Annotated in this window: 13 protein-coding genes; 7 read left to right on the forward strand and 6 right to left on the reverse strand. The window is 70.4% G+C overall.

Annotated elements, in window-relative coordinates:
* Positions 1-8 precede the first annotated feature (8 nt).
* The 3 genes from dapE to HMPREF0058_RS12025 all read left to right on the forward strand — a co-directional run bounded on the left by dapE (position 9) and on the right by HMPREF0058_RS12025 (position 2,400).
* The gene (dapE, locus tag HMPREF0058_RS04775) at positions 9-1,202 is read left to right on the forward strand and encodes a succinyl-diaminopimelate desuccinylase (protein WP_006548577.1); all 1,194 of its coding nucleotides are present in this window, start codon (positions 9-11) and stop codon (positions 1,200-1,202) included.
* Between the two features lie 120 nt (positions 1,203-1,322).
* Positions 1,323-2,090, forward strand: coding sequence for an LOG family protein (locus HMPREF0058_RS04780; protein ID WP_040319527.1), 768 nt, complete (start codon positions 1,323-1,325; stop codon positions 2,088-2,090).
* Positions 2,091-2,232: 142 nt separating this feature from the next.
* The gene (locus HMPREF0058_RS12025) at positions 2,233-2,400 is read left to right on the forward strand and encodes a DUF3117 domain-containing protein (protein WP_006548579.1); all 168 of its coding nucleotides are present in this window, start codon (positions 2,233-2,235) and stop codon (positions 2,398-2,400) included.
* A gap of 74 nt (positions 2,401-2,474) precedes the next feature.
* On the opposite strand, the gene HMPREF0058_RS04785 is transcribed toward HMPREF0058_RS12025, so the two are convergent.
* Entirely contained in the window at positions 2,475-3,110 is a 636-nt protein-coding gene (locus tag HMPREF0058_RS04785; protein ID WP_006548580.1) for an O-methyltransferase, read from the reverse strand.
* Positions 3,111-3,248: 138 nt separating this feature from the next.
* Between HMPREF0058_RS04785 and HMPREF0058_RS04790 the strand changes: the two genes are divergently transcribed.
* Positions 3,249-4,304, forward strand: a complete 1,056-nt coding sequence (locus tag HMPREF0058_RS04790) for a twin-arginine translocase TatA/TatE family subunit (RefSeq protein ID WP_040319528.1) — start codon at positions 3,249-3,251, stop codon at positions 4,302-4,304.
* 125 nt (positions 4,305-4,429) lie between these two features.
* Here HMPREF0058_RS04790 and HMPREF0058_RS04795 read toward each other — a convergent pair whose 3' ends face one another.
* The gene (locus tag HMPREF0058_RS04795; RefSeq protein WP_006548582.1) at positions 4,430-5,578 is read right to left on the reverse strand and encodes a P-loop NTPase; all 1,149 of its coding nucleotides are present in this window, start codon (positions 5,576-5,578) and stop codon (positions 4,430-4,432) included.
* Between the two features lie 153 nt (positions 5,579-5,731).
* On the opposite strand from HMPREF0058_RS04795, the gene HMPREF0058_RS04800 reads away from it, so the two are divergent.
* The gene (locus HMPREF0058_RS04800; RefSeq protein ID WP_006548583.1) at positions 5,732-7,651 is read left to right on the forward strand and encodes an acyltransferase family protein; all 1,920 of its coding nucleotides are present in this window, start codon (positions 5,732-5,734) and stop codon (positions 7,649-7,651) included.
* An 85-nt stretch (positions 7,652-7,736) separates the two neighbouring features.
* On the opposite strand, the gene HMPREF0058_RS04805 is transcribed toward HMPREF0058_RS04800, so the two are convergent.
* Positions 7,737-8,318 carry a DUF1003 domain-containing protein gene (locus HMPREF0058_RS04805; protein ID WP_006548584.1) on the reverse strand — a complete coding sequence of 194 codons (582 nt, stop codon included), beginning with the start codon at positions 8,316-8,318 and terminating at the stop codon, positions 7,737-7,739.
* Positions 8,311-9,618, reverse strand: a complete 1,308-nt coding sequence (locus HMPREF0058_RS04810) for a magnesium transporter MgtE N-terminal domain-containing protein (protein WP_081449183.1) — start codon at positions 9,616-9,618, stop codon at positions 8,311-8,313. Before HMPREF0058_RS04810 ends, HMPREF0058_RS04805 begins: the two co-directional genes overlap by 8 nt.
* 78 nt (positions 9,619-9,696) lie before the next feature.
* Here HMPREF0058_RS04810 and HMPREF0058_RS04815 point away from each other — a divergent pair, with 78 nt between their 5' ends.
* Positions 9,697-10,413: a YflT domain-containing protein gene (locus HMPREF0058_RS04815; protein WP_141560464.1), complete on the forward strand. Its 717-nt coding sequence runs from the start codon at positions 9,697-9,699 to the stop codon at positions 10,411-10,413.
* Positions 10,414-10,446: 33 nt separating this feature from the next.
* On the forward strand, positions 10,447-11,244 hold the full coding sequence (locus tag HMPREF0058_RS04820; RefSeq protein WP_006548587.1) for a sugar phosphate isomerase/epimerase family protein: 798 nt from the start codon (positions 10,447-10,449) through the stop codon (positions 11,242-11,244).
* Between the two features lie 26 nt (positions 11,245-11,270).
* Here the strand turns inward: HMPREF0058_RS04820 and HMPREF0058_RS04825 are convergent, their stop codons facing one another.
* Entirely contained in the window at positions 11,271-12,185 is a 915-nt protein-coding gene (locus tag HMPREF0058_RS04825; RefSeq protein ID WP_006548588.1) for a cation diffusion facilitator family transporter, read from the reverse strand.
* A 74-nt stretch (positions 12,186-12,259) separates the two neighbouring features.
* On the reverse strand, positions 12,260-13,834 hold the full coding sequence (locus tag HMPREF0058_RS04830; protein WP_006548589.1) for an aminopeptidase P family protein: 1,575 nt from the start codon (positions 13,832-13,834) through the stop codon (positions 12,260-12,262).
* Positions 13,835-13,880: the final 46 nt, after the last annotated feature.

Raw genomic sequence — 13,880 nt, forward strand, 5'->3', positions numbered from 1 at the left:
GTTCCCACATGAGCTCGACCGTCCGTCCTCCCGCCTCCCGCAGCCCGCGCCTGCCTGCCCTGGAGGGCTGCCTGGCAGAGCTCGCCCTCGGCCTGGTCAACGTGCCCAGCGTCTCGGGCACGGAAGAGACCCTGGCTGACGCGGTCGAGGCCGCGCTCGCCGCCTGCTCCCACCTGGAGGTGGTGCGCCACGGCAACACCGTCGTCGCCCGTACCCACCTGGGGCGGCCCCACCGCGTCGTCGTCGCCGGCCACCTCGACACCGTCCCGGTCTCCGAGGTGAGCTCGAACCTGCCCGGTCGCCTGGAGGAACGCGACGGCCAGCAGGTGGTGTGGGGGCGCGGCGCCGTCGACATGAAGGGCGGCGTCGCCGTCATCCTCCACCTGGCCGCCATGCTGACCGCCCCACGTCACGATGTGACCTGGGTGCTTTACGACCAGGAGGAGGTCGCCGCCGAGCGCTCCGGCCTGGGCAGGGCAATGGTGGCGCACCCAGACTGGTTCGAGGCGGACTTCGCGGTCCTGGGCGAGCCGACGGCCGGAGGGATCGAGGGCGGCTGCAACGGCACGCTGCGCCTGGTCCTGGACGTGCCCGGCCGCGCTGCCCACTCCGCCAGGGCATGGCACGGAGCCAACGCGATCCACGCCGCCGCCGAGCTGGTACGCCGGGTCGAGACCGCGCCGGTTCGCCAGGTCGAGGTCGAGGGGCTGACCTACCGGGAGTCCTTCAGCGTCGTCCTCATCGAGGGCGGCACGGCCACGAATACCGTCCCGCCCGCCTGCCGGGTGACGGTCAACTACCGCTTCGCCCCGGACCTGAGCGCCCAGCAGGCGCTGGGTCGGGCGCTGAGGATCCTGGCCGCCCACAGCGCCGACGACGGTGAGGTCGGGGCAGGTGAGACGTGGCCGGTGATCGACGTGGGCACCGGGGCCGTCGCCGTCACGGTGGACGACCTGTGCGAGGCCGCACGCCCCGGCTTGACCTCCCCGCTGGTCGGTGAGCTGGCGGGTCTCGTCCGCGCCCGCGGGGGAGCGGTCGGCCCCAAGCTCGGGTGGACCGACGTCGCCCGCTTCAGCGCCGCCGGGGTGCCTGCGGTCAACCTGGGGCCGGGGGACCCCATGCTCTGCCACACCGACGACGAGCACTGCCCGGTCTCCCAGCTCGACGACGTCGCCGCGACCGTGCGCGACTGGCTCTCCTGATCCCGACGCTCACAGCCCGCGCCGCCGCGGCTGGCAGCCGGCAGCGTTCACCGAGTGTTCGCCAGCCGCTCAGGTGTGGCGGCCCGCCAGAGCACCAGCGGGTGAGGCAGGATCATGGGCATGAGCAAGAGAGAGTCCTACCGCAAGGGCCCGGTGCTGCTGCGCGGCACCCAGATCCCCTCCCAGACCACGGACGCGCGCCTGCTGTCCAGCCGCGATGACACTGACTGGCTGCACAAGGACCCCTGGCGGGTCATGCGCATCCAGGCTGAGTTCGTCGAGGGCTTCGGGGCCCTGGCCGAGCTCGGGCCGGCTATCAGCGTCTTCGGCTCGGCCCGGACCTCTCCGCAGGCGCCGGCCTACGCCCTGGCTGAGCAGGTGGGAGCCGGGATCGCGCGGGCCGGCTACGCCGTCATCACCGGCGGCGGACCTGGCGTCATGGAGGCTGCCAACAAGGGCGCTCATGAGGCTGGCGGGGTGTCCGTGGGCCTGGGCATCGAGCTGCCGCACGAGCAGGGAATGAACGACTACGTGGACCTGGGAGTGAACTTCCGGTACTTCTTCGCCCGCAAGACCATGTTCGTCAAGTACTCCGACGGCTTCGTGGTGATGCCAGGCGGCTTCGGGACCATGGACGAGCTCTTCGAGGCCCTCACCCTGGTCCAGACCCGCAAGGTCAAGGAGTTCCCCGTGGTCCTGGTGGGCCGGCAGTTCTGGTCCGGGCTCGTGGACTGGCTGCGTGGGACCCTCGTGACCGAGGGGGTCATCTCCGCAGACGACCCCGGTCTCTTCCACCTCGCGGACACCGCCGAGGAGGCCGTGGACTATGTCGTGGGTGCTGCCCGGCGCGTGCGCGCGGGGGAGGCCGGGCTGGCGGACGAGGCCTGACGCACGAGTCTGCAGCGGGGCGCACAGTAGCCGACCCTGAGTGGATTTGGCCACCTTTTAAAGGTTGCTTAAGGCCCCATGTCGTACAATAAACGGGGTCGCGCGGTGAGGATCCGCGTGTGTACACGTGAAAGGGGAGCACATGGCTGCCATGAAGCCCAGGACCGGTGACGGTCCCCTCGAGGTTGTCAAGGAGGGGCGCTCCATCATCATGCGGGTCCCGCTGGAGGGCGGTGGCCGTCTCGTCGTTGAGATTTCGCCTGATGAGATCCGTGAGCTCCAGGAGGCTCTCAGCTCAGTCAAGATCTGACGCGTTGTGGCTCCCAACGGAGCCGACGGCGGTGGGGCCGGGTCCGCAAGGATCCGGCCCCTTTGCTGTGCCTCCTAGGCGCGGCGCACGGCCACCAGCAGCCCGTCGCCCACTGGGAGCAGGCTCGTCAGCAGCGCCTCCTCCTCACGCAGCGCCTTGCCCAGCTCGCGTGCGGCGACCGTGGCAGCATCACGCCGGGCCGGGTCAGCCACGTGGTCATTCCACAGGGCACGGGTGACGGCCAGGACCCCGCCCACGCGCAGCATCCTCAACGCCTGGGTCGCCAACGCGGCCGCCTCCTGCGGGCCGACGTCCAGGACAACCATGTCGTAGGAGCGCGGTGCCATGCGAGGCATGACGTCGGAGGCTCGTCCCTGGATGATGCGCGTACGCGAGCTGGCGTATCCGGCAGCGTCAAAGGCTCGGCGAGCCTCCCGCTGGAGCTCTGGCTCGACGTCGATCGTCGTCAGCACGCCGTCAGGTCCCATGCCGGCCAGCAGCCACAGACCGGAGGTGCCGGTGCCGGTGCCGATCTCCGCGACCGATCGTGCTGCCACTGAGGCGGCCAGCATCCGCAGAGTCGCACCCGTGGCCGGCGAGACGGGCGAGGTGCCCAGCTCCAGGCCACGCAGGCGCGCCTGGGTCGTCAGCTCGTCCTCGAGGGGAAACTCCTCGGTGTAGGACCAGCTCAGCGTCTTGTCGGCACCCATCGGCGTCCTCTTCCTGCGTCAGTCGTGCCCCGGGGCAGGGCGTGCACGTGCCCTATTGTTCCAGGTCCTGGCGATGGCGCAGGACGCCCACGGCGGACGATGCGGCCCGGGTGCCTCCTGCTCCATATACTGGCAACCGTGTTTGGCATCTCCGGCGGCGAGTTCTTTGTCATCCTGCTCGTCATTGTGATCGTGGTGGGGCCTCAGCGGCTGCCTGAGTACACGCGCAAGCTCACCCAGCTTGTTCGTCAGCTGCGGCTGTTCATTGACAACGCCAAGGAGCAGATCGCTGAAGAGGTGGGTCCTGAGCTCGGGGACCTCAACCTCAAGGACCTGGACCCGCGCAACTACGACCCGCGCAAGATCGTGCGTGACGCGCTGGGCGAGGACCTGGACGCGATCCGCAAGGACCTGACCAGCCCCTTCGAGTCGGTCCTGTCCACCGCCAAGAAGACCTCCGACGACGCCGCTGCCGCCCTGTCCCAGGACGCCCAGTCGCGGTCGGGCAAGTCCCTGTCCCAGATGATCGAGGACAAGGCAGAGCAGACCCGCAAGGCCAAGGAGGAGAGCAAGGCCGGCGCCCAGCCTTCCCCGCAGCCTGGGACGCAGACTGACAGCCAGCAGGACGACCTCGACGGTGACCAGGCACCTGCTGACGCTGGCGAGCAGAGCGCCCCGGAGGCAGAGGAGGCGGCGACGCCAGACGCCGGGGCGGCCGAGCGCGAGGCGGCGGCCGCGGCCTCAGCCGACGACCAGGACGAGACCGAGCCGGAGACGGCCGGGGAGCCGGAGCCTGCGGATGCAGGGACGACAACCGCTGACGACGTCGAGGAACCAGGGGAGGGGCTGGATCCGCAACAGGCTCCTGAACCTGCTGACCAGGCGCAGGAGCAGCAGGAACCGGACGAGTCCGAGCAGGCCGACGAGGCTGCAGAGCCGGATCCGGCTGAGGAGACCAGCCGCCGTGAGCTGCTCACCGACGCCGTCGACACCGTGACCGAGGCGGTGACGGAGATGGGCGACGCCATGACGGACGTTGCGGACGGCGTCTCCGGGCTGGCCGAGATCCCCTCGACCCTCGCGGTCGAGAACACCGCTTCTCCAGCGCGTCCGCTGTCTCCGCGTGAGATCGTGCGTGCTGCCAACGCCGCCGCGCGCACGCGCCGGGAGGCGGCCACCGCCGTCGTCGAGTGAGCCGATGAGACGGGTCGAGAAGGCTCGCCGTAGTCGTTGCGTGCGCACAGAGCCCGGCTCGCAGGTACGGGGAGGGGCCGACCACCATCGTGGTCGGCCCCTCCCCGTACCTGGTCAGCCGCCGCTCAGCCCACGGGGCTGATACCGAGCTTCATACCTGACAGTCCACGCTGCTTGTGGCCCAGCTGCTGGGCCACCTTCGTCAGCTCCAGCGCTGCCGGGGCGTCGGCGGCAGGCTTGCCGTCCTGGCCGATCGTGGCCGGCACGCCCACGTCCGAGCCCTCACGCAGCTTGATGTCCAGCGGAAGCTGGGCCAGGAGCGGCACCTCGTAGCCCAGGGTCTGGGACAGCGACTGGCTGACGGCCTGGCCGCCACCAGATCCGAAGACCTCCAGGCGCGAGCCGTCGGGCTGGGGCATGTAGGACATGTTCTCGATGACGCCGACGACCTTCTGCTTGGTCTGGGTAGCGATGAGACCTGTGCGCTCGGCCACCTCGGCGGCAGCGGTCTGCGGCGTGGTCACCACGAGGATCTCGGCGTTGGGCAGGAGCTGGGCCACCGAGATGGTCACATCACCGGTCCCGGGGGGAAGGTCGAGCAGCAGCACGTCCAGGTCGCCCCAGAAGACGTCGGAGAGGAACTGCTGGACGGCTCGGTGCAGCATGGGACCGCGCCAGACCACCGGCTGCTTGTCCTCGACGAACATGCCGATCGAGATGACCTTCACGTCGTGCGCCACCGGCGGGACGATCATGCCGTCCAGCTGGGTGGGAACCTGGTCCACACCCAGCATGCGCGGGATCGAGAAGCCGTAGATATCGGCGTCCACCACGCCCACGCTCAGGCCCTGGGCGGCCATGGCGGCAGCCAGGTTGGCCGTCACGGAGGACTTACCGACCCCGCCCTTGCCGGAGGTCACGGCGTAGACGCGGGTGAGGTTGCCGGGCTTGGAGAAGGGGATCTCGGGCTCGGCCGCGCCGCCGCGCAGGTGGCTGCGCAGGGCGGCCCGCTGCTCGTCATTCATCACGCCCATACGCACCTGGACGTCGGTGACGCCCTCCAGCGCACCGACCTCCTTGCGGGTGTCAGCGGTGATGGTGTCCTTGAGCGGGCAGCCGGCCACGGTCAGCAGGACGCTGACGGTGACGACGCCGGCGTCACTGATCTCGATGGACTCCACCATGCCGAGGTCGGTGATGGGCTGACGGATCTCAGGGTCGATGACGCGTCCGAGCGCCTGGCGCACCTGGTCCTGTGTAGGGATGGTCGACATGCGTCCCATCCTATGTAGGAGGGGACGGGTGCTGATCGTGGTGAGGAGCACGTAGCGCGTGTATCACCCTGTCGTGCCACAGCAGCGGCGCAGATCCTGCCTAGGCTGAAGGCATCCCGACCCCGGGACCACGACCCCCAGAGAGACCCGCACATGTCCCGCTTCCTCCACCCTCAGCCGGCACCCCACTGCGGGGAGCCGGCCTCAGCCGCTGCCCAGGGGCGTGCCGGCACGCGTGTGGCAGGACTCGACGGGCTCAGGGCCGTCGCCGTGGTCCTCGTGCTCGTCTACCACCTCGTCCCCGGGCTCCTGCCCGGCGGCATGGTCGGGGTCGACGCCTTCTTCGTCATCTCCGGCTTCCTCATCACCAGCCTCCTGGTCAGCCAGCACCGCGCTACCGGCGCCATCGACCTACGCCGTTTCTGGGTACGACGCCTGCGCAGGATCGTGCCCGCCCTGCTCATCGCGGTCGTCGTCGTGGTCTCGCTCGCGGCCTTCCTGGGAGGTGACGTGCTGCTGGGTGTGCGCCGTCAGGTCCTCGGGGCGGCGACCCTGGTCTACAACTGGGTCGAGATCGCGGCAGGCTCGTCCTACTTTGACCTTACCCAGCCGCTGCTGCTGACCAATGTCTGGTCGCTGGCGGTGGAGGAGCAGTTCTACCTGCTGTGGCCCTTCGTCATCATCGCCGTCCTGCGCAAGGGCACGGGCCGTGAGCGCACGCGCCGCGGCGCCTGGCTGTGCCTGGCCCTGTCAGCGACCTCGGCGGCCGTGGCCGTCATCGCCTCGCTGGCTGGCGCCTCGGCCTCCCGGGTGTACATGGGCACCGATACCCACGCCTTCGGCCTCATGCTCGGCGCGGGGCTGGCGCTGTGGCACGGGCAGGCGACCGACGCCGAGGCGTGCCGGGCCATGAGCGTGGGAGTGCGTGAGCGACTCCTGCGAGGATCGCTGGGCTGGCTCGGCCTCATCGGGCTGCTGGCCTGCGCCTACCTCGCCAGTGACTCCAGCCAGGCCGGTGCCTGGCCGCCGGCCTCCACGTTGTGGCTGGTGGGAGCCTCGCTGTGCGCGCTGGCGGTAATCCAGGCCGTCACCGCGGAGGTCAGCCAGCGTCCCGGCCCGGCCCGCTGGCTGACGGCGGTGCTGGACCTGCGGCCCATGACCTGGCTGGGACAGCGCTCCTACGGCTTGTACCTGTGGCACTGGCCCATCTGGGTCCTGGCCTTCTACTCCATGCCGCCCTCGACCGACCCGCGCCTGGTGACAGGAGCCGTCATGGCCCTGACCCTCGGCGTCGCCGAGCTGTCCTACCGCTACGTCGAGACCCCGATCCGCCTCAAGGGGCTCAAGGGCTGGCTGCGCGGTGCGGCTCATGCCGGCCCGCGCTCGGTGCTGGCGATGTCCGGCGTCGTGACCTGTCTGGCTCTGCTGGTCGCTCTCGCCTTCGCCGCCCAGCCCCGCCACTCCAGCGCCGAGGAGGCCATCGCCACCGGTGCTCGCGCGCTGGCCTCCTCCCAGGCCTCCGCCTCACCCTCGGCTGCGCCCTCGCCGACGGCGAGCCCCACGCCGGCCGCCGAGGTGAGCGGAGACCAGGTCGAGGTCGTCGGAGACTCCGTCACCCTGGCCTCGGCTCCCGGTCTGGAGGCCGTGCTTCCCGGCATCGCCATCGACGCGAAGGTCTCGCGCTCCTTCTACGCGGCCGTGACCACGGTGCAGGAGATGGACGCGCAGTACGGCCCGCGCCCCTACGTCGTCGTCGCCCTGGCAACCAACGGGACAGTGAGCACTGAGCAGCTCGACGACGTCCTGTCCTACCTCGGCACCGAGCGGCGCCTGGTGCTGGTCACCGGCTACGGGCCGGCCCGCACCACCTGGATCCCGGGTGCCAACCAGGCCATCCAGGAATTCGCCGCCGCACACAGCGATCAGGTGGCCGTCGCTGACTGGAACGCCGCGATCGCCCCGCACCTGGACCTGCTCGCTCAGGACCAGGTCCACCCCGGGGCCGAGGGCGGGCAGCTGTACGCCGACACCGTCCGCCAGGCCCTGGAGGTCGTGGCGAACGCAGGGCGCTGAGGCCCTGCCGGCCCTCCGGCGCTGAGCTGCGCGGCCTGCCCCCTAGCCCGGTCCCAGGCACGGTGCCCCGGTCCCGGCGTGGGCCTCACGGGTGATCGTGCTCGCGCTCCTCGTCGCTGAGCTCCTCGACCACCTCGGTGACCTCGGCGACGATCTCCTCGCGGCCACGGCGCTCCTCGGCCAGGATCTCCTCGAGCATGTCGCGCAGCTCCCCACGCACGAAGTCACGCGTGGCGACGTCGTTCATCGCCAGGCGCAGCGAGGCGATCTCGCGTGTGAGGAACTCGGTGTCCTGGAGGTTGGACTCGCTGCGCTGACGGTCCTGCTCGGCGGTGACGCGGTCGCGGTCGTCCTGCCGGTTCTGGGCCAGCAGGATCAGGGGCGCGGAGTAGGACGCCTGGAGCGAGAGCATGAGGGTCAGTGCCGTGAAACCGAGCTCGGCCTTGTCGAAGCGCAGGGACTCTGGGCCGTAGGCGTTCCAGATCATCCACACCGCCACGAAGACGGTCAGCCAGATGAGGAAGGTCGGGGTGCCGGAGAACCGAGCGATGGCCTCAGCCACGCGGCCCGAGGTGTCCGAGCGCGAGGCTGAGCCGCGGGCAGGATTAGTCCACCGCATCCACCGGGCACGGCCCTTGGGCAGCGGCTGGTCAAGAGGCTCAGGCATTGGCGCTCCTCTCAATCATCTCGTCGGTGACGTCGTCATCGGCCTCGCGCCAGTCATCGGGCATGAGGTGGTCAAGCACGTCGTCCACGGAGACAGCGCCGAGCAGGCGTCCGGCGTCGTCTAGCACGGGCAGGGCCGTGAGGTTGTAGGTGGCCAGCAGACGGGTCACGGTACCGATGGAGTCCTCAGGATGGACCTTGTCCAGGTCCTGGTCGAGGATCGAGCCCACCAGGCGCTGGGGCCGCTCGCGCAGTGCGCGCTGGAGGTGGACCATGCCCAGGAACTGACCGGTGGGAGTCTCCAGCGGCGGACGGCATACGAAGGCCACCGTCGCTAGCGCCGGGGGGATCTCCGCCTTGCGGGCGTGGGCGAGGAACTGCGCCACGCTCGCCTCCGGAGGCAGGATGATGGGCTCGGTGGTCATCAGGCCACCGGCGGTGTACTCGTCATAGGTCATCAGCCGCCGCACGTCCTCGGCCTCCTCGGGCTCCATGAGGTCCAGGAGCACGGTGGCCTGGGGGGCAGGCAGCTCAGCCATGAGGTCGGCAGCGTCATCAGGCTGCATGGCGTCGAGCACGTCCGCGGCGCGCGAGACCTCCAGGGCGGAGATGAGGGCGACGGCGTCGTCGTCACTGAGCTCCTCGACGGCGTCAGCCAGCCGCTCGTCCTCCAGCTCGGCCGCCACCTCCACCTGACGGGCCAGGGGCAGGTCGGACAGGACGTCGGCGAGGTCGGCCGGCTTGAGGTCCTCCATCGTGGCCAGCAGCGCCGTAGCGCCCTGCTGGTCCACTGATCCTGCCAGCCCTGTGACGTCCTCGGGACGCAGGGTGAGCGTCTCACCGCGGCGCAGGCCCAGCGGTCCGGAGGAGCCTCGCTGGACGAACAGGCGCGTGACCTTCCAGTCCTTGTTACGGTCCCTCTCGATGGCGACGTCGCGGATCGTGACCTTGCCGGTGCCGTCACGCAGCGTCACCACGCGGTCCAGCAGCTCGCCGACCACGAGCGTCTCGACCTTGCGCTGGGAGAAGCGGCGGATGTTGACCAGCCCGGTGGTGATGACGGCGCCGGGCTCGATCGCCGTGACACGGGACAGGGGCAGGAAGACCCGGCGGCGCCCGGAGACGTCGATGACGAAACCGACCGCTCGGGGCTCCCCGCGCAGACGGATGAGGACGACGACGTCATGCACCTTGCCCACCGCGTCCCCCAGGGGGTCGAAGACGGTGGTGCCCACCAGCCGGGCGACGTAGACCCTCGTGGTGCTGGAGCGTGAGCTTGCGCGTGCCATCGTGTTCTCCACGAGCACAGAGTATGCGCCAGCAGCGTGAACGTCCCGTTGACCGCTGCCTGCCGGGGCCAGGCGTGGGACCATACACTCATGAGTCAGCCCATTGGAAGCGCGAGCCCACACTTGTCCGGCGCGTCTCACGGCCGGACCATGCCTCCTGGGCAGGAGGTGGCCTCCTTCGCGACCTACCCCGAGGCCCAGCACGCCGTCGACATGCTCAGCGACGAGGGCTTTCCCGTCGAGCACCTGGCGATCGTCGGCACCGACCTGCGCCAGGTGGAGAACATCACCGGTCGGATGAGCTGGGGCAGGGCCATCATCTCCGGGGCGGCCTCGGGCCTGTGGCTCGGGCTGTTCTTCGGTGCGCTGCTGGCGCTGGTGGGCCCCAGCCAGATGGGAGGCGCGGCGCTGATCGCCTCGGCGGTGGTCATGGGTGTGCTGTGGGGGACCCTCTTCCAGGTCGTCGGGTACGCGATGACCCGCGGACGCCGTGACTTCACCTCCACCAGCGCCGTCATCGCCTCGCGCTACTCCATCATCGCCGCCGAGCACATCACGGACGCTGCTCGTGCGCTGTCCGGCCTGCCGGGCAACCTCACTCGTGGTGGCGAGGCGGCCAGACGCGCCGAGGAGCGCCGTGCGGCTCGCCAGGCCGCCCGCGACGGCGCCCCGACCGCCTTCGGCTCGCGCCCGGACGAGCAGCCTCGCTTCGGGGTGCGCGTGAGCTCGGCGGAGCAGGTCCACGGACAGTCTCCTGCCGAGCCTGCCGCGCCGTCCTCGACGCCGTCGACGGACCAGGACGCCTGAGCGCCCGTACGGCTAGGGACGAGGGAGACTGGCGTGAGGACCCCGGTCGGGCTGTCGACGGCCTCGTGCCCGCTGGGCAAGGCGGAGAACACGTTTCGCCTGGCCGCCGAGCTGGGCTACGACGGCGTCGAGGTCATGGTCTGGTCCGAGCGCTCGACCCAGGACCCGCAGGTCCTGGCCGAGTTGGCACAGCGCTACGGCCAGCCCGTGCTGGCGGTCCACGCTCCGACCCTGCTCCTGACCCGCTCGGTGTTCGGCGTGGACCCGTGGCGCAAGATCGATCGCTCGGCCGAGCTGGCCATGGCGCTGGGCGCACCGACGGTCGTGCTTCATCCACCCTTCTTCTGGCAGACGCGCTACGCCCGCTCCTTCGTGCGTGGCATCCAGGATCGTGAGCAGGCCGGTGGCGTCTTCTACGCGGTGGAGAACATGTTCACCTGGAGGCCGCGCGACCCGCACTCCAGCCGGGACTTCCAGGCCTACTCACCCACCTGGGACCCGGTGGGGCAGGGGTACCGCTCGGTGACCCTTGACGTCTCGCACGCGGCGACCGCCGGCTGTGACGCGCTGGCGATGGCCCGCTCGCTAGGGCCGACGCTGCGCCACCTGCACCTGACTGACGGCCTGCCCGGCTTCCGCGACGACCACCTCCTGCCTGGCCAGGGGAACCAGGACTGCGCCGGGCTGCTGCGCTACCTCACCCGCACCGGCTTCGCTGAGCGCGGTGGCCAGGTGGTGGTGGAGGTCAACACCCGTGGGATGAGCGAGGCGGAGCGTCGCCAGGCGCTGGCGGGCGCGCTGTCTTACGCCCGCCGTTTCATGGAGGACTGACCTCCTGGTGGTTGCCGCCGGGTGACCTAGCAGCACTCGGCCTCGTGCTCGCTGTGACCAGCTGGCTCGATCTGGAAGGTCGCGTGGGTGATGCGCACGGGGAAGTGCTCGGCCACGCACTGCTGGAGGGCATCGAGGAGCTCCTCGTAGCGTCCGGCGTCCAGACAGGCGTCCTTGACCACCACGTGGGCGGAGAGGACCGGAAGGTCGCTGGAGACCCGCCAGGCGTGCAGGTCGTGGACGGCCAGGACCTCGGGAAGCTCGCCCAGGTGACGGCGGACCTCAGCCAGGTCGAGCTCGGTGGGAGTGAAGTCCATGAGGACCCGGCCCGCGGCACGCAGGAGAGCCCCCGCGCGCGGGACGATGAGGGCGGCGATGAGGAGGGAGGCGACGGCGTCAGCCTGGACCCAGCCGGTCAGGCGGATGACGAACCCGGCCACGATGACCCCGAGGGACCCGAGCGCGTCACCGGTGACCTCAAGGATGGCAGCGCGCATGTTGAGGCTGGCGGCGTGCCCACCTGAGAGCACGAGGAGGCTGGCTAGGTTCGCCGCCAGCCCGATGACCCCCATGACGAGCATGCCATCGGCGTGGATCGTCTCGGGCCGCACGAGGTTGAGCACGGCGCGGACCGCCACGGTGACCCCGACCAGGCTGAGCATGCCTGCCTGGAGGGCTGCGCCGATGACCTCGCTGCGCCTCATGCCCCAGGTCGAGCGGTCCGTGGAAGGGCGGGAGGCCAGGTGGGCGGCGAGCAAGGCCACGACCAGGCCGGCTGAGTCGGTGGCCATGTGCCCGGCGTCGGCCAGAAGCGACAGGGAGCCGCTGAGCCAGCCGACGACGACCTCACCCAGAAGCACCGTGGACGTCAGGGCCAACGCGACAGCCAGGCGGGTAGGACCGGCACCCTGGGCGTGATCGTGCTCGTGCGTCGTCGTCATGGCACTACACTATCGGCGGGGCAAAGAGATGAGAACACGCCACAGGCGCGTTCTCGCCAGCGACTGACGCGATCTCAGTCAGCGATAAGACCGCTGACCCAGGCCTCGACCTCGTCCGCGGTCCGCGGGACCCCCGCCGTCAGATACTCCACGGTGCCGTCCTCACGCACGACGACGTCGTCCTCGATACGCACGCCGATGCCGCGCAGCTCCTCAGGCACCAGCAGGTCATCGGCGCGGAAGTACAGGCCCGGCTCAATGGTGAAGACCATGCCAGGGGCCAGCTCGGCGTCCATCGACATCTCGCGACGCGCCTGGGCGCAGTCGTGAACGTCCAGACCCAGGTGGTGGCTGGTGCCGTGGACCATCCACCGACGGTGGTACTGGCCGTCAGTGGACAGGGTGTCTTCGGCGCTCACGCCCTCGGGCAGCAGGCCCCACTGGGCGATCTTGGCCGCGATGACCTCCATCGCCGCGGTGTGGACGTCGCGGAAGCGGCAGCCGGGCTCGTTCGCGCGGGCGAAGGCGGCGTCAGCGGCAGCCAGAACAGCCTCGTAGACGCGGCGCTGAGGCTCGGTGAAGTGGCCGTCGACCGGGATGGTGCGGGTGACGTCTGCGGTGTAGAGGGAGTCGACCTCCACACCAGCGTCCACGAGGACCAGCTCGCCGGGGCGCACGGCGCCGTCGTTGCCGATCCAGTGCAGGGTGTTGGCGTGGTTGCCCGCGGCCGCGATGGTCTCGTACCCCAGACCGTTGCCCTCCTCGCGCGCCTTGGCGCCGAAGGCACCCTCCAGCACGCGCTCACCGCGCCAGTGACCGGTGGCACGGGGGATCGAGCGAATGAGGTCGTCGAAGCCCTCCTTGGTCACGTCCACGGCCTTCTGGAGCTCGGCGACCTCCCAAGCGTCCTTGACGATGCGCAGCTCGCTTGTGGCCTCGGCCAGGGCGTCGTCGATCTGCGTGGCCTCCTGGCCGGCGGCCAGGCCCGCCGCCTGACGGACCTGGTTGACCAGGGCCGTGACCGCGGCGTCAGCCTCAGCGACCACGCGCAGCTGGACCCCGTCGACGCCGGCGTCCTTGGCCAGGGCGTCACCGAGGGTGTCAATGTGGGCGGCGCGGATACCGGTGACGGCCTCGACCTCCTCGATCGAGGGACGCACCCCCACCCACAGCTCGCCGTAACGCGGGTTGGCGTAGAACTCCTCGCTGGAGCGCGAGGCGCGGGGGCGGAAGTAGATGACAGCCTCGTGGGTGGGCTCGCCGGCAGCCGGGGCCTGACCGGGCGCGGTCAGCGGGTCCAGGACTAAGACGGCGTCGGGCTCGAAGTCCGTGCCGGTGCCAGCCAGGTGGGCGAAGGCCGAGTGCGGGCGGAAGCGGTAGTCGCAGTCGTTGTTGCGGGTCTTGAGCGGACCGGCTGGGATGACCAGGCGCTCGCCGATGAACTTCGCTCCCAGCGCCGCCTGGCGCTTGGCCGCCCACGGCTCAGCCTCGCTGCGAGCCGGAAGCTCGGCCGGACGCGGGCCCCAACCTGAGCCGATGAAGTCGCGGAAGGCCTGGTTGGCGGGCTGACGTGAGCGGTTGTTGCCACGCTGGGCGAGGGACTGGGGCTCCTCTTGGGCGGAGGTCGAGGTGCTCTGGGTGTCGTTCATAGCCGCATCCTGTCACTGCTTGGCCTGCGGGGCCACAGCGCCCCAG

This window comes from Actinomyces urogenitalis DSM 15434 (assembly GCF_000159035.1).
Classification (GTDB): domain Bacteria; phylum Actinomycetota; class Actinomycetes; order Actinomycetales; family Actinomycetaceae; genus Actinomyces; species Actinomyces urogenitalis.